At 74.7% G+C, this 23,274-nt stretch carries 19 protein-coding genes and 1 pseudogene; 7 read left to right on the forward strand and 13 right to left on the reverse strand.

All coding sequences use genetic code 11. From position 1 onward, the window contains the following. The first annotated feature begins 1 nt into the window (after window position 1). Window positions 2–466 carry a GatB/YqeY domain-containing protein gene (locus tag RNC47_RS06455; RefSeq protein ID WP_311596331.1) on the forward strand — a complete coding sequence of 155 codons (465 nt, stop codon included), beginning with the start codon at window positions 2–4 and terminating at the stop codon, window positions 464–466. Here RNC47_RS06455 and RNC47_RS06460 read toward each other — a convergent pair. Both RNC47_RS06460 and RNC47_RS06465 read right to left on the reverse strand, forming a co-directional pair. Beyond that, on the reverse strand, window positions 444–926 hold the full coding sequence (locus RNC47_RS06460) for a hypothetical protein (protein WP_311596332.1): 483 nt from the start codon (window positions 924–926) through the stop codon (window positions 444–446). The genes RNC47_RS06455 and RNC47_RS06460 overlap by 23 nt on opposite strands. Window positions 927–1,163: 237 nt before the next feature. Beyond that, complete coding sequence (locus tag RNC47_RS06465) at window positions 1,164–3,440, reverse strand: transglycosylase domain-containing protein (protein WP_311596334.1); 2,277 nt, start codon at window positions 3,438–3,440, stop codon at window positions 1,164–1,166. Between the two features lie 231 nt (window positions 3,441–3,671). Between RNC47_RS06465 and RNC47_RS06470 the strand changes: the two genes are divergently transcribed. Then, on the forward strand, window positions 3,672–4,022 hold the full coding sequence (locus RNC47_RS06470; protein ID WP_311596659.1) for a WhiB family transcriptional regulator: 351 nt from the start codon (window positions 3,672–3,674) through the stop codon (window positions 4,020–4,022). Here the strand turns inward: RNC47_RS06470 and RNC47_RS06475 are convergent. Genes RNC47_RS06475 through RNC47_RS06485 form a run of 3 tightly spaced genes read right to left on the reverse strand, consistent with a single transcriptional unit; the run spans window position 4,015 to window position 7,089 of the window. Further along, the gene (locus tag RNC47_RS06475; RefSeq protein WP_311596336.1) at window positions 4,015–5,229 is read right to left on the reverse strand and encodes an ArsA family ATPase; all 1,215 of its coding nucleotides are present in this window, start codon (window positions 5,227–5,229) and stop codon (window positions 4,015–4,017) included. The two genes, RNC47_RS06470 and RNC47_RS06475, sit on opposite strands and share 8 nt — an antisense overlap. 2 nt (window positions 5,230–5,231) lie before the next feature. Beyond that, on the reverse strand, window positions 5,232–6,176 hold the full coding sequence (locus RNC47_RS06480) for an ArsA family ATPase (protein WP_311596338.1): 945 nt from the start codon (window positions 6,174–6,176) through the stop codon (window positions 5,232–5,234). Window positions 6,177–6,195: 19 nt separating this feature from the next. Beyond that, entirely contained in the window at window positions 6,196–7,089 is an 894-nt protein-coding gene (locus RNC47_RS06485) for an NAD(P)-dependent oxidoreductase (protein ID WP_311596340.1), read from the reverse strand. 98 nt (window positions 7,090–7,187) lie between these two features. Between RNC47_RS06485 and RNC47_RS06490 the strand changes: the two genes are divergently transcribed. The 4 genes from RNC47_RS06490 (at window position 7,188) to RNC47_RS06505 (ending at window position 13,122) form a co-directional block, all read left to right on the forward strand. Then, on the forward strand, window positions 7,188–10,583 hold the full coding sequence (locus RNC47_RS06490; protein WP_311596341.1) for a BTAD domain-containing putative transcriptional regulator: 3,396 nt from the start codon (window positions 7,188–7,190) through the stop codon (window positions 10,581–10,583). A 10-nt stretch (window positions 10,584–10,593) separates the two neighbouring features. Next, on the forward strand, window positions 10,594–10,758 hold the full coding sequence (locus RNC47_RS06495) for a DUF4177 domain-containing protein (protein ID WP_311596343.1): 165 nt from the start codon (window positions 10,594–10,596) through the stop codon (window positions 10,756–10,758). Beyond that, entirely contained in the window at window positions 10,755–11,225 is a 471-nt protein-coding gene (locus tag RNC47_RS06500) for a RidA family protein (protein WP_311596344.1), read from the forward strand. Before RNC47_RS06495 ends, RNC47_RS06500 begins: the two co-directional genes overlap by 4 nt. Window positions 11,226–11,298: 73 nt before the next feature. Next, window positions 11,299–13,122: a S9 family peptidase gene (locus RNC47_RS06505; protein WP_311596345.1), complete on the forward strand. Its 1,824-nt coding sequence runs from the start codon at window positions 11,299–11,301 to the stop codon at window positions 13,120–13,122. Here RNC47_RS06505 and RNC47_RS06510 read toward each other — a convergent pair. The 4 genes from RNC47_RS06510 to RNC47_RS06525 form a co-directional block, all read right to left on the reverse strand. Continuing rightward, window positions 13,064–13,894 (reverse strand): SURF1 family protein, encoded by an 831-nt coding sequence (locus RNC47_RS06510; RefSeq protein ID WP_311596347.1) that lies wholly within the window; start codon window positions 13,892–13,894, stop codon window positions 13,064–13,066. The two genes, RNC47_RS06505 and RNC47_RS06510, sit on opposite strands and share 59 nt — an antisense overlap. Window positions 13,895–13,924: 30 nt before the next feature. After that, window positions 13,925–15,193, reverse strand: coding sequence for a hypothetical protein (locus RNC47_RS06515; RefSeq protein WP_311596349.1), 1,269 nt, complete (start codon window positions 15,191–15,193; stop codon window positions 13,925–13,927). Between the two features lie 572 nt (window positions 15,194–15,765). Next, entirely contained in the window at window positions 15,766–16,425 is a 660-nt protein-coding gene (locus RNC47_RS06520; protein ID WP_311596350.1) for a SigE family RNA polymerase sigma factor, read from the reverse strand. 307 nt (window positions 16,426–16,732) lie between these two features. Then, window positions 16,733–18,004, reverse strand: coding sequence for an aspartate kinase (locus tag RNC47_RS06525; RefSeq protein WP_311596351.1), 1,272 nt, complete (start codon window positions 18,002–18,004; stop codon window positions 16,733–16,735). Window positions 18,005–18,287: 283 nt separating this feature from the next. On the opposite strand from RNC47_RS06525, the gene RNC47_RS06530 reads away from it, so the two are divergent. Beyond that, on the forward strand, window positions 18,288–19,487 hold the full coding sequence (locus RNC47_RS06530) for a DUF1906 domain-containing protein (RefSeq protein ID WP_311596353.1): 1,200 nt from the start codon (window positions 18,288–18,290) through the stop codon (window positions 19,485–19,487). An 11-nt stretch (window positions 19,488–19,498) separates the two neighbouring features. On the opposite strand, the gene RNC47_RS06535 is transcribed toward RNC47_RS06530, so the two are convergent. The 4 genes and pseudogenes from RNC47_RS06535 to RNC47_RS06550 all read right to left on the reverse strand — a co-directional run bounded on the left by RNC47_RS06535 (window position 19,499) and on the right by RNC47_RS06550 (window position 23,242). Continuing rightward, window positions 19,499–20,839 carry a glycoside hydrolase family 1 protein gene (locus RNC47_RS06535; RefSeq protein WP_311596355.1) on the reverse strand — a complete coding sequence of 447 codons (1,341 nt, stop codon included), beginning with the start codon at window positions 20,837–20,839 and terminating at the stop codon, window positions 19,499–19,501. Window positions 20,840–20,915: 76 nt separating this feature from the next. Beyond that, window positions 20,916–21,731, reverse strand: coding sequence for a maleylpyruvate isomerase family mycothiol-dependent enzyme (locus RNC47_RS06540; protein ID WP_311596661.1), 816 nt, complete (start codon window positions 21,729–21,731; stop codon window positions 20,916–20,918). Next, a pseudogene (locus tag RNC47_RS06545) lies at window positions 21,723–22,493 on the reverse strand (MerR family transcriptional regulator); the annotation flags it as partial. The gene RNC47_RS06540 and the pseudogene RNC47_RS06545, both read right to left, overlap by 9 nt. Then, window positions 22,487–23,242: an alpha/beta fold hydrolase gene (locus RNC47_RS06550; protein ID WP_311596357.1), complete on the reverse strand. Its 756-nt coding sequence runs from the start codon at window positions 23,240–23,242 to the stop codon at window positions 22,487–22,489. The gene RNC47_RS06550 and the pseudogene RNC47_RS06545, both read right to left, overlap by 7 nt. Window positions 23,243–23,274: the final 32 nt, after the last annotated feature.

The following is a 23,274-nucleotide window of genomic DNA, read 5'->3' on the forward strand; positions in this document are numbered from 1 at the left end:
CATGACCACCTTCAAGTCCCGACTGCAGGGCGACCTCACGACCGCGATCAAGGCGCGGGACGAGCTGCGCTCGGCCACGCTGCGGATGACGCTGGCCGCGATCACCAACGAGGAGGTCGCCGGCAAGGCGGCGCGCGAGCTCTCGGACGAGGAGGTGCAGAAGGTCGTCGCGCGGGAGGCGAAGAAGCGGCGCGAGGCGGCCGAGGCGTTCGAGAGTGGCGGCCGGCCGGAGCAGGCGGCGCGGGAGCGGGCCGAGGGCGAGGTGCTCGCCGAGTACCTGCCGAAGCCGCTGAGCGACGAGGAGCTGGCGGCGCTGGTCGCCGAGGCGGTGGCCGAGGCCCGGGCGGGCGGCGCGGAGGGGCCGCGGGCGATGGGCGCGGTGATGAAGATCGTGAACCCGAAGGTCGCGGGCCGGGCTGAGGGCGGCCGGGTGGCGGCGGCGGTCAAGCAGGCTCTGGCGGGCTGAGCCGGCGGGCCGCCGCCCGGGAGCGGGCGGCGCCCGCGAACATGGCGGCGGCGAACATGGCGAACATCGCCACGGTGGCGGCGGCGAGCCGGGTCTGGGCCTTGCGTTGGGCCCAGTACTCGGGCTCGGTGAGGATGATGCGGGTCGCGTCGGCGGTCAACGGGGCGTAGGAGTAGCGGCCGTCGACCGCGTCGATCGAGGAGAGCACCGGAAGCGGGCCCACGGCGACGCAGAGGACGCTCACCAGCAGGAGCCCGCCGGCGGCCCAGGCGAGGGGGCGGGGCACCGACCAGAGGGCCCCGGCGGCTCGCTCGACGCGGCCCGCCCGCGCGAACGCGAAGATCGCGGCGACGAACACCAGCAGAACGAGGACGGCGAGGACCGGCACGGTGCTGACTGGTAACAGTGCGAGCGCCATCACCAGGACGCAGACACCGCAGAGGGTCAGGGCGAGTGGCACGGGACGGCCTCCTCACGTCGGGGGGTAGCGAGGACCACCGGGTTCAGGTATCCGGGCACCGTGTCGATCGAGTGCTCGTCCTGGTGAGCGGGCCGAGGACGTGGGCCCCGGCGGTGAGCCCGAGCAGGAGCCGGGCCGTGAGCGGCCAGGACCATCTCCTGCCAAGGCGAGGGCGGACACGAGTGAGGCCCAGAGCATGTTGCACCCCTGGGCCTCCTCACCTCGTCCGGCTGTGGGTCAGTCGCGGCCTCGGCCGCCTCCGTTGCCGTTGCCCCAGGTGTCGGGCCACTCGATGTCGGGGAAGTCCGGGATGTCGGGGATGCCGACGTCGCCGGAGTCGTTGCCCCCGCCGCCGTTGCCGTTGCCGCCGCCGTTGTCGCCGTTGTCGTTGTCCCGGTCCTCGTCCTCGTCGCGGTCGCGGTCACGCTCGCGGTCGCGGGCTCGGGGGACGTCGACCTCGTTGAACTGGTTGTTCGGGACGCCCTGCAGCGCGCCGACCATCGCGCTGCGCCAGATCGGGCCGGCCACGCCGGCGCCGCTGGCGCGCTCGTAGTACTGGCCGCCGATGGTGATGTCCTCCATCGAGATCAGTTCGTTGAGGCCGCCGACCCGGACCGCGGTGGAGATGTCCGGGGTGTAGCCGACGAACCACACGTTCTGCCGCTCGTCGGTGGTACCGGTCTTGCCGGCGTTGTCGCGGTCGGTGAGGCCGACCGCCTGGCCGGTGCCGTCCTCCAGCACGCCGCCGAGCATCTCGTTGATGGTGTCGGCGGTGTTCGCGGACATCACCGGGGAGCACTCGGACTCGGGGACGTCGAGCTCCTCGCCCTCCGCGTTGGTCACCGAGGTGATCGCGACGGGGGTGCAGTAGGTGCCGCGGTTGGCGAACGTCGCGTAGGCGTTGGCCATCATCAGCGGGCTGGTCTCGTGGGCGCCGAGGGTGGCCGCGGCGTCTGCGGGGATCGGGTCGCCGTTGCCGAGCCTGACGCCCAGGTCACCGGCCATCTGGATGGTGTCGCACAGGCCGGCCTGCTGCTCGAGGAGGGCGAAGTAGGTGTTGATCGACTCACCGAGCGCGGAGGTCATGTCCCACTCGCCCTGCTCGTCCTCGCGCTCGTTGTTGACCTCCCACTCACCGGTGCCGGTCGGGCGGTTCTCGCAGTCCCGGAACTCCGACTGATCGAGGATGACCTGGTTGTCGGTCTCGTAGGTCTGGGCGGGCGAGATGCCGTTCTCCAGCGCCGCGGCGGCCGTGAACGGCTTGAAGGTGGAGCCGGTCTGGAAGCCGTTGGCCGGACCGCCCATGGCGGCCGGGACGTTGAGGTTGATCGCCGTCTGGTTCTGCGTGGCGTCGACGCCGTACGGCTTGCTCTGCGCCATGGAGAGGATGCGGCCGGTGCCGGGCTCGACCTGGACGACGGAGGCGACGATCGGGTCGGTCTCGTCGGCGCCCTCGCGGGCGGCCGCCGCGGCGGCGGCCTGGGCCTGGGGGTCGAGGGTGGTCTGGATGGTGAGGCCGCCGAGGCGCCAGAGGGCCATGCGGTCGTCCTCGGTCTCGCCGAAGACCGGGTTGTTCAGGATCTCCTGGCGCACGTAGTCGCAGAAGAAGCCGGAGTCGTCGACGGCGGTGGTGCAGCCGGTGCGCGGTTCGCTGACGTCGAGGCCGAGGTCCTGCTCGGCGGCCGCGTCGGCCTCCTCCTGGGTGATCGCGTCGTTGTCCACCATGCGCTGGAGGACGACGTTGCGCCGGTCCAGGGCCGTCTCGGGGTTGACCGTCGGGTCGTAGCGGGACGGGGACTGGACCAGGCCGGCCAGCATGGCGGCCTCGTGGAGTTCGAGGTCGGCGGCCGGCTTGGAGAAGTACCGCTCGGCGGCGGCCTGGATGCCGTACGCCTGCTGACCGAAGTACGTGATGTTCAGGTAGTTCTCCAGGATCTCGTCCTTGGTGAGCTCCTGTTCGAGCTGGATCGCGTACTTGATCTCCTGGATCTTGCGGCCGAGGCCGGCGGCGCCGGTCTGCTGGGTGGCCTCGGCGATCGCCTCCTGGTCGTCGCCCGCGGCCTCGACGAAGACGTTCTTCACGTACTGCTGGGTGAGGGTGGAGGCGCCCTGCTCCACGGAGCCCGAGCCGAGGTTGGTGGTCAGCGCGCGGATGATGCCCTGCAGGTCGACGGCGCCGTGCTCGTAGAAGCGGGCGTCCTCGATGGCGACCACGGCCTGCGGCACGATGCCCATCGCGTCGAGGTCGACGACGGTGCGGTTACGGAAGGAGACCTCGGCGATCTGGTTGCCCTCGGCGTCCAGGATGGTGGACGTCTGGCTGAGCGGGGGGCGCTCCATCTCGGCGGGGATCTCGTCGAAACCCTCCATGGTGCCGCGCGCCGCGAGGCCGAGCGCGCCCACCGCCGGCAGCGCGAGGCCGGCGAGAACCGCGCCGGACACCGCGCTCACCCCGAGGAACCTGGCGATCTGCCCCGCGGCGTTCTGCCCGCCGCCCGGCCGCTTGCTACCCATGGCGCAAGCCTACGGTCTCGAACACCGGACTCGGGAGCCGGCGTTCCCCTAGGCTGGCCGAAAGCCGTCCGCTTCCTGGCGCTCCGCCCCGCACTCTTTCGAGTGAACTTGGGTGTGGGGTAGTCGGAATGGGCCATCCAACGTTGGCCTGGTGGGGGTGTTGGCGGTCGCCGCGGCTTACGTAACGTCCTCCGCATGAGTCTGGCTACCGACCGGAGTGAGCGGGGCGAGATGCGTGACGGGCGCGGCGGTTGGACCGCGCGGGCGGCCTGCCGCAAGGCGGACCCCGACGAGCTGTTCGTCCAGGGCGCGGCGCAGAACCGGGCCAAGGCGGTGTGCAACGGCTGCCCGGTGCGGACCGAGTGCCTGGCCGACGCGTTGGACAACCGGGTGGAGTTCGGCGTCTGGGGCGGCATGACGGAGCGGGAGCGGCGGGCGTTGCTGCGGCGGCGGCCGACGGTGACGTCCTGGCGGCGGCTGCTGGAGTCGGCGCGCAGCGAGTACGAGCGGGGCGCGGGCGAGCGGGGCGCGGGCGAGCGGGGCGCGGGCGAGCGGGGTGAGGGGTGGGCGCGGGTCAGCTGAGGGACGGCTCGGCGCCGTCGGTCTGGCCGAGGCGGTCGCCGATGGCGCGCAGCCCGGCGAGGTCGTGCACGTCCTCCGAGAGCGCGGGCACCTCGACGACCGGCACCCTGGGGTGCACGGCGGTGAACCGGGCCATGGTGCGGGCCTCGCGGGTCAACTGGCGCATGCGTTCCGCGTGCACGCGCAGCAGTCCGGCGGCGCGGGCGCCGTCCTCGGTGTCGGACGTCTCCAGGACCTCGGCGGCGGCGACGGCGCGTTCCGCGGAGAGGTGGGCGGCGTCCGAGGTGTGCACGCGGTTGAGGACGAGGCCGGCGAGCGGCATCCGCTCGGTGGCGAGCCGCTCCACGAAGTAGGCGGCCTCGCGCAGCGCGTCCCGCTCGGGCGCGGCGACGACGAGGAAGGCGGTGCCGGGCGCCTGGAGCAGCTGGTAGGTGGCGTCGGCGCGGGTGCGGAAGCCGCCGAACATGGTGTCCATGGCGGCCACGAAGGTCTGCACGTCGCGCAGCAGGGCGGTGCCGAGCACCTTGCCGAGCGTGCCGGTGACGAGGGACAGGCCGGCCATGCCGAGGCTCATCACCTTGCGGCCGGCCCGGCCGCCGGCCTTGGCCGGGGCCATCAGCACCCGGATGAACCGGCCGTCGAGGAACGAGCCGAGGCGCTGCGGGGCGTCGAGGAAGTCGAGCGCGGAGCGGCTGGGCGGGGTGTCCACGACGATCAGGTCCCACTCGCCGCGGGCCGAGAGCTGCCCGAGCTTCTCCATCGCCATGTACTCCTGGGTGCCGGCGAATCCCGCGGAGAGCGACTGGTAGAAGGGGTTGTCGAGGATCGCCCGGGCGCGGGCGGGGTCGGCGTGCGCCTCGACTATCTCGTCGAAGGTCCGCTTCATGTCGAGCATCATCGCGAACAGTTCGCCGCCGGCCGACGTGTCGATCCCGGGGACGGGGCGTGGCACGTTGTCCAGCTCGGTGAGGCCCATGGACTGGGCGAGCCGCCGCGCCGGGTCGATGGTCAGCACGACGACGCGCCGGCCGCGCTCGGCGGCGCGCACGGCGAGGGCGGCGGCGGTCGTCGTCTTCCCGACCCCGCCGGAGCCGCAGCAGACGACGATGCGGGTGCCGGGGTCGTCGAGCAGCGGGTCGATCTCCAGCGGCATGGTCTCCCGGGCGGTGGAGGTCCCGGGCGGCGTGGGGGGTGGGGTGAGCGACATGGTCACCAGTCCTGGGCGCGGAGGAGGCGGGCCAGCCGGTAGAGGCCGGCGATGTCGACGCCGTCGGGGAGGAGGGGGAGTTCGCGGACGGGGAGGTCGAGGCGGGCGAGTTCGGCGCGTTGGGCGGCTTCGAGGGAGCGGCGGGTGGCGTGTTCGCGGCCCTGGGTCAGGAGCGGGCCGGTCAGCGTGCTCGGGTCCTTCAGGCCGGCGTCGGTCAACGCGGCGGTGAGGGCGGCCGGTTCGGGGAGGGCCGTGGCGGCGCCGGCGACCGGGGCGCGGACCATGTTGACCACCGCGCCGCCCACCGGGAGGTCGGCCGCGCGGAGTTCGGCCACCCCGTCGGCCGTCTCCTGGACCGGCATCTCCTCCAGCAGCGTCACCAGGTGCACCGCCGTCTCGGCCGACTTCAGCACCCGCATCACGGCCTGCGCCTGGTGGTGGATCGGCCCGGTCCTGGCGAGGCCCGCCACCTCGTCGTTGACGGCGAGGAAGCGGGTGACGCGCCCGGTCGGCGGCGCGTCCATCACGACGGCGTCGTAGGCCCAGCCGCCGTCCGGGGAGCGCCGCCGGACCGCCTCGCAGACCTTGCCGGTGAGCAGCACGTCCCGCAGGCCGGGCGCCACGGTCGTCACGAAGTCGATGGCGCCGATGCGGCGGAGGGCGCGCCCGGCGCCGCCGAGCTTGTAGAACATCTGCAGGTAGTCGAGCAGCGCCCGCTCGGCGTCGATGGCGAGCGCGAACACCTCGCCGCCGCCGGGGCCGATGGCGATCCGCCGTTCCTCGTAGGGCAGCGCCTCGGTCTCGAAGAGCTGGGCGATGCCCTGCCGGCCCTCGACCTCGACCAGCAGGGTCCGCCGCCCCTCCTCGGCCAGGGCGAGCGCGAGGGCGGCGGCGACGGTGGTCTTGCCGGTGCCGCCCTTGCCGCTGACCACATGGAGTCTGCGCACCGATGTCACATCGGCGAGCCTAAGCGACGACGAACGACTCGATGGCGCGGGCGAGGCTCGCGCTGCCGTGCCCCTCGGCGGCCTGCCGTTCGAAGAGGTCGAGCAGCGGCGCGAGCAGCCGGTCGTCGACGCCGCGCGGCCGGCCGGCGGTGAGGATGGCGCCCAGGCCGGCGCGGTTGATGTCGATGGTGGAGGTCTCGGTCGCGTCGTAGTCGGCGGTGTCGATCTCGCGGGCGAACTGGGGGAGGGTGGCGACGGCCGAGGTGAGCCAGCGGGTCATCGGTCCGGTGATCTCGGCGCCGCTGATGCCGGCGGTCCCGGCGAGGGCGACGCCGTGGAAGAAGCCGGCGAACATGCCGTACATGGCGGCGAGCACGGCCATGTCCTGGACGGAGGCGAGCGTCGGGTCGGTGCCGGCGAACAGGCCGGCGCCCAGGGTGGGGTCGAGGGTCTCGCGGGCGGTGTCGAAGGCGGCGCGTGAGCCGCTGTAGAGGACGAACGCCTCGGGGGTGCCGATGGTCTGGGGCACGGCGTAGACGGCGCCGTCCAGGTAGTGGGCGCCGTGCCCGGTGGCCCAGGCGGCCAGCTCCCGCACCGGTTCCGGGGTGCCCGAGGTGATGTTGACGAGGGTCCGGCCGGCGAGCGCGCCGGCGGCGGGGGCGAGGACGGTGGTGGCGGCCGGGTAGTCGAGCACGCAGACGACGACCAGCGGGCTGGCGGCGACCGCCTCGGCGACCGTCTCGGCGCGGCGCGCGCCGCGCGCCACCAGGGCGTCGGCCCGGCCGGGCGTGCGGTTCCAGACGGTGGTGGGGTGGCCGCGGTCGACCAGCGCCTCGGCCAGGGCCCGGCCGAGGTTGCCGAGGCCGATGACGGTGACCGGGGTCGGGGCCTGGGTCGGGGTGGTGCCGCTCATGGGACGCGCTCCTTCGGTGGTGGGGGTCGGTGTCGTGCCCCACGGTGCGGGTACCGGCTGTCGGGTGGCTGTCGGAACGCTGTCGGAGCCCGCGCCAGTTGCACGATGAGCGTCGAACTAAGGCGTCCTTCGACGCCCCGCGCGTGCCCGGCGTCTTCCTCAACGAGTACGCCGTGCTGCGCGCCCGGGCGCCCGGCGGCCGGCGTTATCGTGTCCGGATGCGATTCGGGGTCCTCGGCCCGCTGGCCCTGTGGGCGCCGGACGGCACGCCGGTGCGGTTGCCCGAGCCCGGGGCACGCGCCCTGCTCGCCCGGCTGCTGGTGCGGCCCGGGCAGCCGGTCTCCGGGGACCGCCTGGTGCAGAGCCTGTGGGGCGCCCACCCGCCGCGCCACCCCGCCAACGCCCTGCAGGGCCGGGTCTCGCGGCTGCGCCAGGCGCTCGACCGCGCCGAGCCCGGCGGCCGTCGGCTGCTGACGTTCGGCCCCGCCGGCTACGCGCTCGACCTCAGCCCGCCGCACGACACCGACGCCGGCCGCTTCGCCGAGCTCACCGCCGCGGCGCGCGGCGCGGCCGGCCCCCGGGAGCGGGCCGAACTGCTGGCCGAGGCGCTGGGCTTGTGGCGGGGCGAGCCGTTCGCCGAGTACGCCGACGAGCCCTTCGCCAGGGCCGCCGCCGACCGGCTGGCCGAGCAACGCCTCGCCGCCCGGGAGGAGTCGGCCGAGGCCCGCCTGGAACTCGGCGAACACCTGACGCTGACCGCCGAGTTGGCCGACCTCGTGGCGCGGCACCCGCTGCGCGAGCGGCTGCGCGCCCTGCAGCTGCGGGCCCTGCACCGCGCCGGCCGGCGCGGCGAGGCGCTGGCCGGCTACGCCGAGCTGCGCCGCGCGCTCGCCACCGAACTCGGCCTCGAACCCGGCCCCGAACTGGTCGCCCTCCAGCGGGAGATCCTGCGCGGCCCCGCGGCGCGCCCCGCGCCGGCCGGGCGGCCCGCCGTACTGCCGGCCCCCATCGCGCCGTTGATCGGCCGGGAGGACGACGTGGCCGGCCTGTCCGCGCTGCTCGCCGGCCGCGACGGCCGGCTCGTCACGCTCCTCGGCCCCGGCGGGGTCGGCAAGTCGCGGCTCGCCCTGGAGGTGGCGCGCGACCTCCAGGACTCCGACGCCTACCCCGACGGCGTCCACCTGGTCGAGCTGGCCGGCACCGAGCCGGCCGGCTGCGGCGACGAGGCGCTGTGCGCGCTGACCGAGACGCTGCTCGCCGCGCTCGGCCTCTCCGACGCCGCGGGCCCCGGCGCGGACGCCGGCGTCGCCCGGCTCGCCGCCGCGCTGCGCGGCCGGCGCCCGCTGCTGGTGCTCGACAACTGCGAGCACCTGACGGCCGACGCCGCCGCCCTGGCCGAGGGGCTGCTGCGGGCCGTGCCGGGGCTCACGGTCCTGGCCACCAGCCGCGAGCCGCTGTCCGTCGCCGGCGAGCGGCTGTGGCGCGTCGAGCCGCTGGCCCTACCGCCCGCCGAGGCGGCCGACTGGCCGGCCGCCGTCGCGGCGTCGAGCGCGGCCCGGCTCTTCCTGGCCCGGGCGGCCGGCACGCCAGGACTCGGCGCCGGCCGGCTCGACCCGGAGGCGGCCCGGGCCGTGGCGGTGATCTGCCGCCGCCTCGACGGGCTGCCGCTCGCCCTCGAACTGGCCGCGTCCCGGGCCAGGACGCTGGGCCTGCACGGCCTGGTGGCCAGGCTCGACGACCGGTTCGCGGTGCTGACCGGCGGCCCTCGCGGCGCCCCGCCGCGGCAGCGCACGCTGCGCGCGGTGCTCGACTGGAGCTGGGAGCCGCTGGGCGACGCCGAACGCGCGGTGCTGCGCCGGCTCTCGGTGGTGGCGGACGGCGCCACCGCGGCGGCCGCGGCCGCGGTCTGCGGCGGGGACGGCGTGCGGCCGGCCGCCGTGCTCGACGTGTTGGGCCGGCTCGTGGACCGGTCCCTCGTGGTGCTCGACGACCGCCGGGAGGGGCCGCGGTACCGACTGCTGGAGTCCGTGCGCGCGTACGGCGCGGAACGGCTGCGGGCGGCCGGCGAGGAGCCGGCGGCGCGCGACCGGTACGTCCGCCACCACCGGGAGTTCGCCGAGCTGGCGGCGCCGGCGCTGCGCGGCCGGGAGCAGCGGCGGTGGCTGGCCGCGCTCGACGCCGAGGCCGGCAACCTGCGGCGGGCGATCGACCTGGCCACCTCGGGCGAGGCGCTGCGGCTGGTGAACGCGCTCGCCTGGTACTGGGTGCTGCGCGGCCGGCTCGGCGAGGCCCGCCGGGCGCTCGGCAGGGCCGCCGCCGGCGCGGATCCCCAGGACGCGGCGGCGGCACTGGCCCGGGCCTGGGCGCACGGCCTCGCGCTGCTCCAGGGCGAGCCCGCGGACCCGGCGGCGCCCGCGATCGGGGCGACGCTGCGGACCCTGGCCGACGCCGGTGCCCCGGAGGACCTCGCCACGGCCCGCTGGTTCCTCGCCCACGCCGGGCTCGGCACCGCGGCGGTGGCCGACGGCGAGCGGCTGGCCGGGCTGGCCGCCGCCGACTTCGCGGCGCTCGGCGACCGGTGGGGCGAGGCCGCGGCACGCGGGGTGCTGGCCCGGCACGCGCTGGCCCGGGGCGAGCTCGCGGCGGCCCGGCGGCACGCGGAGTGGGCGGACGCGGTCTTCCGCGACCTCGGGGACGGCTGGGGCCGCTCCGGCACCGTCTTCCCGCTCGCCGCGCTGGCCGAGATCGCCGGGGACCACGCGCGGGCCGCCGCGCTGCACGCCGAGGGGCTGCGCGCCGCCGAGGAGGCGGGGCTGTGGACGGCGGCCGTGCACCGGCTCAGCGGCCTCGGCCGGATCGCCCTGCTCACCGGTGACCTGGCGGCCGCCGAGGCCCACCACGCGCGGGCCCTGGCGGCCGCCGAGGCCCACCACGCGCGGGCCCTGGCGCTCGCCACCGAGCTCGGCTTCCGGCAGGGCCGGGCCGCCGCCGAGCTCGGCCTGGCGCTCGGCGCCCGCCGGGCCGGCGAGTTGGCCGCCGCCGAGGAGCGGCTGACCGGCCTGCTCGACTGGTACCGGGCGGCGGACTACGGCCCGGCGCTCGCCCTGGTGCTCGCCGAGCTCGGCTTCGTCGCGGAGCTGCGCGGCGACCACGCGACGGCGCGGGAGCGCCACCTGGCCGGCCTGGCCGAGGCGCGGCGGCTGGGCGATCCACGGGCCGTGGCGCTGGCCTTGGAGGGCCTGGCGGGGGCCCACGCGGCGGCCGGCGAGCCGCGCGGGGCGGCGGAGCTGCTCGGCACGGCCGCCGCGGCGCGCGAGTCCGTGCGCGCGCCGCTCGCGCCCGCCGAGCGCGGGGACGTGGACCGCGTGACGGCGGCGGCCCGCGCCGCCCTGGGCGCTGAGGCCTTCGACGCGGCCTTCGACGCGGCCTTCCGCGCGGCGTTCGTCTCGGGCCTGGAGCCGGGGGCGGACGTGACGCCCGTGCCGGCTGGTTAGAGTGAGCCGCATGACCAAGTGGGAATACGTCACCGTGCCGCTGCTGGTGCACGCGACCAAGCAGATCCTCGACAACTGGGGCGAGGACGGCTGGGAGTTGGTGCAGGTCGTCCCGGGCCCCAACCCGGAACAGCTGGTCGCCTACCTCAAGCGCCCCAAGGGCGGCGCGGCGTGAGCGCCGTCGAGCGGCGGCTGGCCGAGCTCGGCCTTCAGCTGCCGCCGCTGGTGCCGCCGGTCGCCGCCTATGTGCCGGCCGTGGTGACCGGCCCCTACGTGTACACCTCGGGCCAGGTGCCGCTCGTCGACGGCGCGCTGCCGGCGGCCGGCAAGGTCGGCGCCGAGGTCAGCCCGGAGCGGGCCAAGGAGCTGGCGGCCGTCTGCGCGCTCAACGCGCTGGCCGCCGTGAAGTCCGTGGCCGGCGACCTGGACCGGGTGGCCCGCGTCGTCAAGGTGCTCGGCTTCGTCGCCTCGGCGCCCGACTTCACCGGCCAGCCGCAGGTGGTCAACGGCGCCAGCGAACTGCTCGGGCAGGTCTTCGGCGAGCGCGGCCAGCACGCGCGCAGCGCGGTGGGCGTGGCGGTGCTGCCGCTCGACGCGCCCGTCGAGGTCGAGATCCAGGTGGAGCTGGCGCCGGAGGGCTGAGCGCCCACGGCGGCGAAGGCCCCGGCGGAAAAGGGCCGGGCCGTCCCCGCCGGGGTTCGGGTAGAACTGAGCCATGACCGACGACGTGAAGCCCGACGAGACGCCCGACCGGCCGGACTGGGAGAAGCGGTTCCGCGCGCCCCGCGTGAGCCTGCCGCAGTGGGCCCACGAGGCACCCGCGCGGTCGCTGTTCGTCTCCAACGCCACCGGCACCTTCGAGCTGTACGCCTGGGACCGGGAGAGCGGGAAGCAGCGCCAGGCCACCGACCGTCCCAACGGCACGGTGCACGGCACGCTCACCCCGGACGGCGCGTGGATCTGGTGGTTCGCGGACACCGACGGGGACGAGTTCGGCGTCTGGCAGCGGCAGCCGTTCGGCGGCGGCCCCGACGAGCCGGCCGTCCCCGGGCTCGACCCCGGCTACTCGGCCGGCCTGGCCCTCGGCCGGGACGGCACGGTCGTCGTCGGCCGGATGACCGAGGAGGTCGGCACCACCATCCATGTCGCGCGGCCCGACGCCCCCGAGGGCGGCGAGCCCGTGGAGATCTACCGGCACCGCCAGTCCGGCGGGGTCGGCGACCTCTCGCACGACGGCACGCTGCTGGCCATCGAGCACACCGAGCACGGCGACGCGATGCACTCCGCGATCCGCGTCGTCCGCCTCGACGGCACCCGGGTCGCCGAGCTCGACGACACCGAGGGCGGCACGAAGGAGCTCGGCCTGACCGTCCTCGGCTTCGCGCCCGTCGACGGCGACCCGCGGCTGCTCATCGGCCACCAGCGGCGCGGCCGTTGGGAGCCGGCCATCTGGAACCCGCTGACCGGCGAGTTCACCGAGCCGGAGCTCGACCTGCCGGGCGACGTCGACGCCCAGTGGTACCCGGACGCCAGCGCGCTGCTGGTCGAGCACAGCCACCAGGCGCGCTCCGAGCTGTGGTCCTACGACCTGGCGCGGGCCGAGAAGCGGCGCGTGGAGACCCCGGCCGGCACCATCTCGGGCGCCACCGCGCGCCCCGACGGCTCCACCGAGTACCTGTGGTCCTCGGCCGCCGAGCCGCCGCGGATCCGCTCCACCAGCGGCGCGACGGTGCTGGAGCCGCCCGGCATTCGGCCGCCCGCCTCGCTGCCCGTCACCGACGCCTGGGTGGAGGGCCCCGGCGGCACGGTGCACGCGCTGATCCAGCGCCCCGCCACCGGCCAGGCGCCCTACCCGACGGTGTTCGACATCCACGGCGGCCCGACCTGGCACGACAGCGACTCCTTCGCCGCCGGTCCGGCCGCCTGGCTCGACCACGGCTTCGCGGTCGTCCGCGTCAACTACCGCGGCTCCACGGGCTACGGCCGCGAGTGGACCGACGCGCTCAAGCACCGGGTCGGTCTGATCGAGCTGGAGGACATCGCCGCCGTCCGCGAGTGGTGCGTGGCCGAGGGCCTGGCCGACCCGGCGCGCCTGGTGCTCACCGGCGGCTCCTGGGGCGGCTACCTGACGCTGCTCGGCCTCGGCACCCAGCCCGAGGCGTGGGCGGTGGGCGTAGCGGCCGTGCCGGTCGCCGACTACGTCACCGCCTACCACGACGAGATGGAGGCGCTGAAGGCGATGGACCGCACGCTGCTCGGCGGCACGCCCGAGGAGCAGCCGGAGCGCTGGGCGGCCTCGTCACCGATCACCTACGTCGACGACGTGCGGGCGCCCGTCTATATCTCGGCCGGCGTCAACGACCCGCGCTGCCCGATCCGGCAGATCGACAACTACGTGGAGCGGCTCGCGGCGCGCGGCGCGACCCACCAGGTGTACCGGTACGACGCCGGGCACGGCTCGCTGGTGGTGGAGGAGCGGATCAAGCAGGTGGCGCAGGAGATCCGGTTCGCGCGGGAACACCTGCCCGCCGCGGAGTGACCTCGGGCTCGACGTCGACCAGGCCGAGTTCGGCGTCGCGCCTGGTCTCCACCTCGCGCCGCACGAGGCGGAACCACATGAAGACGACGAAGGCGGCGAAGACGAACCACTCGGCGGTGTAGCCCAGGTTCTGGAACGCGTCCATGTCGAGCCCGGTGCCGCTCGGCGCGACGGCCGGCACCGGCGACATGGGCGCGGCGGCGTCCGTGACGGTGATCCACGGGTCGCCGACCTCGTACGGCAGCAGGTTGATCAACGAGGCGGCGCTGATCACGCCGAGCTGCCCGGCCGGCAGCCCGTCGGTCGGCCCGTCCACCTCGCTGGGCGACTCGGCGGCCTGCACCGCGCCGGCCACGGTCACCTCGCCGGCCGGCGGCGCGGGCACGGCGGCGGGGTCGGCGTCGCCCGGCAGCCAGCCGCGCACCACGGGCACGGCGGCGCCGCCGTCGGCCGGCCGCAGCATGGTCAGCACGTAGAAGCCGCGCTCGCCGTCCACCGTGCGGTCCGGCACGAGGAGTTGGTTGTCGAGGTCGTAGCTGCCGCGCACCTCGGCCTGCTCGCCGACCGTGTCGGTGGTCAACGGCAGCAGCTCGGCGAGCGGCACGGGATCGCCCGGGCCGCGCTCGACCCGCTCCTGCTGCTCCCGGTGGTTGTCGACCTGGTCCTCGAAGCGGCCGAGCTGCCACATGCCGGCGACCAGGCACACCGGGATCGCCAGCAGCACGAAGACGTTGATCGCCAACCAGCGCGGCGTCAGCAGGAACCGGTACACGCCCCAACGGTACTTCCCGGGCGTCGGGTCCTATTCGGCCGGGGCCTGGAGCACACCCGTGCGGTAGATCGTTCCCGAGCAGGAGCCCTCGAGCAGGATCTGCGCCGCCTCCGGCTGTCCGGCGGCCGGGGTGTACCGCAGCACCACGCCGTCCGTGGTGGGGCCGGTGTCGCCGCCGGTCGCGGTGCCGGGCGACTCGCCGCCGCCGGTGTCGGTCGTCGCGCCGCTGTCGGTGCCGGTGTCGGGCGACTCGCCGCCGCCGGTGTCGCCGCCGGTCGTGGTGCCGGTGTCGCCGCCGCTCGTCGTCTCGCCGCCGGTCGTGGTGCCGGTGTCGCCGCCGCTGTCGCTCTCGGAGCCCGCCCCGCTGGTGGCGGTCGGCTCGTCGGCGGCCGACTCGCTCCGGCCCCCGTTGGGCGAGGGCCCCTCCGCGCCGCCCTCGACGGGCTCGGCGGCCACGGCGCAACTGTCGACGGCCTGGCCGCTCGGCACCCAGGCGAACCGCACCTCGTACGCCTCGCCCGGCGGCAGCACCAGCTCCTCGTACGTCTCGTCGGGGGTGGGCAGCCGCTCGGCCCGGTCGCCCTCGGTCCGGTCGACGACCTGGATCCCGTCGGTCGACGCCATGCCGACCGGCAACGCGGCCAACTCGCCGTTCCCGGTGACGCGACACGGCGAGTCCGAGACGTTGACCAGCCGGATCGTGCCGTAGACCCGGCCCTCGGCGTCGGGCGACTCCGTGCTGGTCCGCGCCTGCCCGAGCTGGGTGCGGGCGCAGGTCGGCGAGGTGAGGCCCATCTCGGAGCCGTCCCTGGTGGTGGCGTGCCCGTCGTCCGCGTCGCCGTCCAGCGGCTGCCCGCCGTTCTCGGCGTCCTCGCCGGGCCGCCCGGGCGCCTCGCTGTCGCCGCCCGCCGGATGCGAGTCGGCTCCGCCGGCGTCGCCACGGCCCTCGGGCTCCCCGCCGGCCGTGCGCTCCGCGCCGGCGTCCAGCGTGGCCCCGCCACCGCCGCCGCGCACATGCTCGGCGGCGGACATCACGACGGGCGCGCCGACCCCCAACAACGCGACGGACGCCGCCGCGCCCAACCACAACCGCCGCCGCCGACGCCGCCGCATCGGCACGGCCTCCCGCAACTGCGCCAACGCACCACGGGAAGGCTCCAACGTGCCGACCACGTCCCGAAACAACGCCCTGATCTCAGCCTCACCGGAGCCGCCGTCACCGGCGACGGCCTCCCCCCACCGGCCCTCCGGGCCGTCCGCCAACGCGTCGCCATCACCGGCGAAGCCGGACACGTCCACCGGCGACGCCGGACCGCCGGCGGCAGCCGAGGCGGCTCCAGCCGACCGCGGCCGGTGCGAAGCGCTCTCGCCTTCGGCGGGCGCGGGCCCGTTGGCCGGGGTGTCGGTGTCGTGTCGCGGCTCGTCAGCGGCCTCGCGCCGCGTCGGCTCGGGTTCCTTCGAGCCGTTCGGCCCGGCAGGACCAGCCACCGCCGGCCGGGGCGGCCCGCCTTCGGCGTCCGCCTCGCCGGCGAAGCCGGACACGGCTACCGGCGCGGCCGGGCGACCATCGCCGGACGCCGGTCCGGAGGGCGCGTCTTCGGCGTCCGTATCGGCCGGCGAACCGCCCGCGGCGCCAGCCGCACCCGGCGCATCCGGTTCGCCGGCGGCAGCGGACCGCAACCGGCGCGACGCGCCCTCGGCAACCGGCGCAGCCGGGACGCCGTCGCCGGCCTCCGGCCGGTGTGAGGCGGTCTCGTTCCCGCCTTCGGCGGGCAGCGCGGGGCCGTCGATGTCGTGTCGGGGCCCCTCACCGGCCTCGCGCCGCGCGGGCTCGGGTGCCTTCGAGCCGTTCGGTCCGGCAGGGCCGACGCTCATCGGGCCGCCTCCATGGCGATCCGCAGCGCGGCGATGCCGCGGGAGCCGTACGCCTTGACGGAGCCGGCCGAGATGCCGAGCGTCCTGGCGACCTCGGCCTCCGTCATGTCCGCGAAGTACCGCAGCACCAACACCTCGCGCTGCCGCCGCTGGAGGCCCCGCATCGCCTTGATGAGGTCGGCCCGCTCCAGCTGCTCGTAGGCGCCCTCCTCGGCGCTCGCCATGTTCGGCAGCGGCTTGGAGAGCAGCTTGAGCCCGAGGATGCGGCGCCGCAGCGTGGAGCGGGAGAGGTTGACGACGGTCTGCCGCAGGTAGGCGAGCGTCTTCTCCGGGTCCCGGACCCGGCCGCGTGCCGAGTGCACGCGGATGAAGGCCTCCTGGACGACGTCCTCGCAGGAGGCCGTGTCGTCGAGGAGCAGCGCCGCGAGGCCGAGCAGCGAGCGGTAGTGCGCCCGGTAGGTCTCGGTGAGGTAGTCGATGGTGGTGCCTTCGGCCATCGCGTCGCCCGCGGCCTCAGCGGCGGGGCTGTCGGGCGTGCTGACGCCCGCCGGCGCGATCACCGGCATGCCTCCGTGCCGCTTCCCGCCCCCACGCGACGATCCTGGTCGCGGGAGACGTCGCGGGGGCGCTGCCGTGAAATCCAGGACCTCTGCCACGCCAGTTGGACACGTTCTCCCCCGCGAAGGTTGTACGTGGCTCGGCATGGGCGACGTATCGACGGTTTCGCCCCCACATCGACCACCTGCCCGGAATGCCCTGCCCGAAGAGCCTCTTGGGCCCCGGCGGAGGGCAGCCAAAAGACGCTCCCCGCACCGCCGTCGGTTGCGCTCGCGGTACGGGGAGTTGAAATGGTCTCCTGTGGGCTCGGCCTGGAGCAAGCCATCCAGCCCTACGACTTGGTCACGGGAGCTTCACATCTGGCCAGCCTCGGCCGGATTCCACACTGATAACCCCGCTATCCCCTCATCGCCCGGTTCCGCCGTAGACCACGGCCTCGTCCGACTCGCTGTCCAGGCCGAAGGCCGTGTGCACGGCGCGGACCGCCGACTTGACGTCGTCCTCGCGGGTCACGACCGAGATCCGGATCTCGGAGGTGGAGATCAGCTCGATGTTCACGCCCGCGTTGGAGAGCGCCTCGAAGAAGGTGGCCGTGACGCCGGGGTTGGTCTTCATGCCGGCGCCGACGAGCGAGATCTTGGCGATCTGGTCGTCGTACCGGAGCGCGTCGAAGCCGATGAGGTCGCGGCGCCGCTCCAGCGCCTCGATGGCCTTGCGGCCCTCGTCCTTCGGCAGCGTGAAGGAGATGTCGGTGAGGCCGGTCGAGGCGGCCGACACGTTCTGCACGACCATGTCGATGTTGACCTCGGCGTCCGCGATGGCCCGGAAGATGGTCGCCGCCTCGCCCGGCTTGTCCGGCACGCCGACGACCGTGATCTTCGCCTCGGAGGTGTCGTGGGCAACACCCGAGATGATCGCCTGCTCCATCGGTTGACCTCCAAGCGGTGCGGTGCTGACCCAGGTGCCGGGCAGTCCGGAGAAGGACGACCTGACGTGGATCGGGATGTTGTAGCGGCGGGCGTACTCGACGCAGCGGTGCAGCAGGACCTTGGAGCCGGAGCTCGCCAGCTCCAGCATGTCCTCGAACGAGATCCAGTCGATCTTGCGGGCCTTCTTCACCACGCGCGGGTCGGCGGTGAAGACGCCGTCGACGTCGGTGTAGATCTCGCACACCTCGGCCTGGAGGGCGGCGGCCAGCGCCACGGCGGTGGTGTCGGAGCCGCCGCGCCCGAGGGTGGTGATGTCCTTGCTGCTCTGCGAGACGCCCTGGAAGCCGGCGACGATCGCGATGTTGCCCGCGTCGACCGAGCTCTGGATGCGGCCCGGCGTGACGTCGATGATGCGCGCCTTGTTGTGCACGGAGTCGGTGATGACCCCGGCCTGGCTGCCGGTGAAGGACTGCGCCTCGTGGCCGAGCGCCTTGATGGCCATGGCGAGCAGCGCCATGGAGATGCGCTCGCCCGAGGTGAGCAGCATGTCCAGCTCGCGGCCCTGGGCCACCGGTGACACCTGGCCCGCGAGGTCGATGAGCTCGTCCGTCGTGTCGCCCATCGCGGACACGACCACGACCACCTGGTGACCGTTCTTTTTCGCCTCGACCACACGCTTGGCGACGCGCTTGATGCCCTCGGCATCGGCGACGGAGGAGCCACCGTACTTCTGCACGACAAGGCCCACGGGTGCTCGCCTCTCGTTTCTCTCGTTCTCCCGTGGCCGAAAAACGACCACGGCCGGACGAATTCTATCGAGCTGACCACGATGTCCGCCCGCTCAGCGACGCCCCTGCCCACCGCGCCCCGTGCACACACGGAAACGCGCCGGAAACGTGCCCGAACTCACACAGGGGCGAATCGCTGACGACTACTTCCTCCACAGGTGATGCTCATGACAATATCTTCCGCCAAGCGACACCACTGCAACAGCAGGCACATTCCCCCCACGTTTCTCCACTGGAGGATCCATGCGACGTGCCACGGTCTCCGCCCTCGCCGGCGTGACCCTGTTAGCGGCCCTCAACGCGGCTCCCGCCGCCCAGGCCGCGGACGAACGGACGGTCGACTACCGCGGTTACGAGATCGACGTGCCCGCCGACTGGCCGGTGTTCGACCTCGCGCAGGACCCCACGACCTGCGTCCGCTTCGACCGCCCCGCCGTCTACCTGGGCACGCCGGGCGAGCAGCAGGACTGCCCGTCCCACCTGGTCGGCCGCACCACCGGCCTCGTCATCGAGCCGCTGACGGCGGACGCGGTGCGGGCGACGGCCGACGGCACCGTCCGGGTGCCGGTGCCCGAGGCCGGTCTGCTGGTCTCGGCCGCCCACGGCCCGGCGGCCGGCGAGGCGGAGCTCGTGCGGGACGTCCTGGCCACCGCCCGGGTCACCGCCGACGCCGAGCCGGCGCCGGTGCCCGCACCCGCCAAGGACTCGGCCGCCCCGCTGGCCGCCGCGGGGCCGCAGCCCGGCACCTACACGGGACGCGGCTTCGACGCGTGCGCCGCGCCCTCGCTCTCCGCGATGAACACGTGGCGCGACAGCTCCCCGTACCAGGCGGTGGGCGTCTACATCAGCGGCGGCCTGCGCGCCTGCTCGCAGCCGAACCTGACCGCCAGCTGGGTCACCAACACCACGGCCGACGGCTGGCACCTGATGCCCATCGACGTGGGCCGCCAGGCGCCGTGCACCAACTACGCCAGCCGGATGTCGACCGACCCCGCCACGGCACGCTCCCAGGGCTCGACGGCCGCGGCGAGCGCCGTCACCGCCGCCCAGAACCTCGGCATCCCGGCCGGCAGCGCGATCTACAGCGACATCGAGGCGTACACCCGCGGCGGCTCCTGCACCACCGCCGTCCTCAACTACGTCCAGGGCTGGACCCAGGCCCTGCACGACCGCGGCTACCTGTCCGGCGTGTACTCCAGCGCCGCCTCCGGCATCGCCGACCTGGTGGCGGCCGTGCCGAACACCCCGGCCGAACTCCGCGTCGACCACATCTGGTTCGCGTGGTGGAACAACGTCGCCGACACCGACGGCGGCTCCTACATCCCCGACAACTACTGGAACCAGCGCCAGCGCATCCACCAGTTCCGCGGCGGCGCGACCGAGACCTACGGCGGCGTCTCCATCAACATCGACCGCAACTACCTGGACGTGGTCACCCGCTGATCCGGGCCCGGCTACTCCAACGGCGCCAGCGGCCCGTCCTCCCTGGCCGGATCCAGGCAACTCGCCAGGCTGTCCACCAGGTTGCAGAGGCCGGGCCGCTGCGCCAGCTCGTACCCCGCCGGCACGCCGCCGTTGGCGGTGAGCGCCGTGTACGCGGCGACCGCGTCCGTCGGCCGGCGCTCCAGCGTCGGGTCGTCCAGCACGTCGACCGTGTAGAGGCCGAACCGCGCCCGGTAGGTGCCCCACTCGTAGTTGTCCGTCAGGGACCAGTAGTTGTAGCCGATGACGTTCATGCCGTCGGCCTTGGCGCGCTGCACCCAGTAGATGGTGTCGTTGAGGTTGTCGGCCCGGGTGATCTCCGGGTCGCGCAGCGCGCCGTTGTTGGTGGGCATGCCGTTCTCGACGATGAACAGCGGCAGGTCGGGGAAGCGGCGGTGGTAGGCGCGCAGCGCGTAGTAGATGCCCTCCGGCTGGAGCCTGACGTCCCAGAACGCGCCGGAGGCGGCGGCGATCACCGAGAGGTTGTCCAGGCTGAGGCCGTAGTAGTAGTCGATCCCGATGAAGTCGAGCTTGTCCGCGAACTGTTCGAGGAAGAGCAGGTCGGTCGCGCCGTTGAAGCCGCTGATGAACGCCTGGTTGCTGGTGACCTTGGCGTCCTCGTCGACCGCGTGGATCAGGTCGTACGCCCGCCGGTGCGCGTCGACGACGTTGGCCCTGGCGGCGGGCAGCTCCCACCACTCCAGCGCGCCCACGGTCATCTCGTGGCTGAGCAGCACCAGCGGCTCGTTGAACGTCACCCACAGCGCGCCGGTGTCCTGGTACCGCTCGACGATCCGCTCGCCGTAGGCGAGGAAGTCGTCGACGGTCTCCGCCGCCGCCCAGCTCCCCTGGTCGGTCACCCAGCCCGGCTCGGTGAAGTGGTTGAGCGTGATCATCGGCGTCATGCCGGCGTCGAGGACGTGCGCGACGACGTCGTCGTAGTACGCCAGCTCCGCCTCGTCCCACACGCCGGGCGCGGGCTGCACCCGCGCCCACTCCACGCCGAACCGGAAGGTGTTCACGCCCATGTCGGCGGCGAGTTGGATGTCCTCGGCGTACCGGTGCCGGAAGTCCACCGCGTCCCGGTACGGGTCGACGCCGTCACTGCCGGCGTTCTCCTCGACCCACCGCTGCCAGTTGCTGTCCGGGGCGTCCCCCTCGACCTGGTAGCCGGAGGTCGCCACCCCCCAGTAGAAGGACCGCGACCACCCGTCGTCCCCCTCGTCCACGGCCCCGGCGCCGGGCGCCGCCGTCAGCACGGCCCCCAGCGCGGCGAGCACCACGGCGGGCCGGTAGAAGCGAGCTCGCACCACGTCTTCTCCCTCAAAGTTGACGCGCCAGTAAGTTCCTGCACCGTATTCGCGGGCGCGACGACTGTCAGGGGCTGATTCAGGACTCGTCCTCCGCCTCCAGCCAGAAGCCGGTGCGGGTCAGCCAGAGGTCGAGCAGTGCCGCGTCGCCCGTGGTCTCGGTGGTGGGGGTGGGGCGGCGGTAGACGGTGAGCAGGAGTTCGGTGAGCGGGCCGCGCACGGTGACGGCCGCCGGGTCCGATGCCCGGGTCCAGGTGGGGCGGTCGCCGGTGAGGTCCACTCGCCAGGTACGGTCCACATCGGTTGCTTGGAAAAGCAAAGCGCGCCCGGGGCCGAGCAGCGGGGGCAGGTCGGGGCGTGGCTGGTATGCCTCGGAGACCCCGGCGAACGTCATCCACTCGTCGAGCCCGTCGGCCGCGACGGCGGCCTCGACGGCGAACGGCCGGCCGGTGGCGAGGGCCGCGTCGCAGCGGTGCAGCACGGTCTCGAACGTCATCCGGCGGCCCCAGAACCGCGCCGTCGACTCGCCCTCGGCCGGCGTCCACGCCGGGGCGTCGGGGCCGGCCTCGCGCAGCGCGTCGGCCAGCCGCGCGGCGCCCTCGGCCAGCCAGCCGTCCAGCGCGGCCAGGTCCTCGTCGACGCCCGTGCCGACGTCCTCGACCAGGTCGTCCGACACCTCGGCACCCCGGGCGCGCACGCTCTCCGCCGCCCACCGGTGGGTGCCGCCGACGTGCCGCACCAACTGCCCCAGGTTCCACTCGGGGCAGCTGGGCACGCGCGCCCGCACGTCGCCGCCGCGCACCGCCTCCCGCAGCAACTCCGTCTGCCTGACGACCTGTTCCGCGTAATCGTCCAACACGGCCTCAGCATCGCACCCGGCCCGTGCCGGCGTCACGCGCTCCAGCCGGGTCCAGCCGGTCCAGCCGCGCCGCCGCAGCAGCTCGACCAGGCGGCGGGCCGGCGGCGCCGCGTCGAACGCCAGCGCGTCCATCAGCCGGGCGAACGGCGGCTCGACGTCGTTGTCGGCGACGTACGCCTCGCCCCGCTCCTCGGCCAGCCGCGTGAGGTAGGCGGCCAGTTGGTCGGCCAGCTCGACCAGCCGGGGGTCGTCGTCGGCGTGGTCGAGGGCCGCGCCCAGGGTCCGGTAGAAGTCGGCGAGCCGCGGGTCGGCGAGCTGTTCCCGCTTGCGCGCCGCCCACTCCCTGATCCGCTCGGGCGGGTGCGCGGCGGCCAGCGGTATCCAGCCGTCGCGTTCGACGCGGACCAGCCGCTCGTCGACGCCGAGCGCGCGCAGCCGGTCGAGGAGCGAGACCACCTCCGGCGGCAGCGCCAGGCCGTCGCCGGCGGTGAGGCGGGCGATCCGCTCACGGTGCCGGCGCCGCTCCCGGATCTCGGCCCGCAGCCGCGCGTCGATCTCACCGACCGCCGCCGCGAACTCCACCGCGTCGGCCCGGAGCAGCTCCCGCACCCGCGCCAGCGGCACCCCGGCCTCGGCGAGGGTCCGGATCCTGATCAGCTCGACCACGGCGTCGGCGCCGTACCGCCGGTAGCCGGAGCGGTCCCGCGCCGGCTCCGGCAGCAGCCCCGTGGCGTGGTAGTGCCGCACGGCGCGCACCGTCACCCCGGCCCGCGCCGCCAGCTCGCCGATGGTCAGCACCGCGTCACGCTCCGGACGATCCGGGCGATCTCCGGGGCGTGGGTGAAGGCCAGCCGGTGGTCGGCGTCGAGCCAGTGCGCGGCGATGTCCGGCCGCGCGGCGACGAGGCGTTCGACGCCGGCGCGCCAGAGCCGGTTGTGCCGGGGCGCCCGCCCCTCGTCGCTGGCGCCGGCGATCGCGGCCGACATGATCATGGTGATCGGGCCGTCGATCCCCAGGTACCGGTCGAGGATTCCGGCCCTGACGACGTCGATCTCGACGCCCAGGTCGAAGATCTCCTCGGCGGTGAGCGGCCCGGTCGCCTGCTCCCCCGCCAACTCGCGGAACCAGGCCAGGTCGACGTCGGCGAGGAACGGCTCGGGCAGCGGGTTCGCCCCGTCGACGAGGACGAGTCCGGCGACGGCGTCGGGGTGGGCGGCGGCGTGGTGCACGGCCAGGTCGGCGCCCAGCGAATAGCCGACGAGCACGGGCGCCTCGGGGAGCGTGAGCTCCCCGAGCACCGCGCCGAGGTCGCCCAGGAACGCGTCGAAGGTGTACCGGTCGGCGGCCGAGGCGAGGCCGTGGCCGCGCAGGTCGAAGGTCACCACGTGGTGGTCGCGGCGCAGCAGTTCGGTCAGCTCGCCCAGGTCGGCCTGGGTGGAGCTGAGCCCGGGGCAGAGGACCAGCGGCCGCCCCCGGCCGCCACGGGACACCGGGATCGTGACGCCGTCGTGGTGCACGGTGAGGGTTCTGGTCGTTGTCGTTGTCATGCCGGCCATGCTGCGAGGTTGCCGCTGCGTCA

It is taken from the genome of Streptomyces millisiae (assembly GCF_031845425.1).
Taxonomy (GTDB): domain Bacteria; phylum Actinomycetota; class Actinomycetes; order Streptomycetales; family Streptomycetaceae; genus Streptomyces; species Streptomyces millisiae.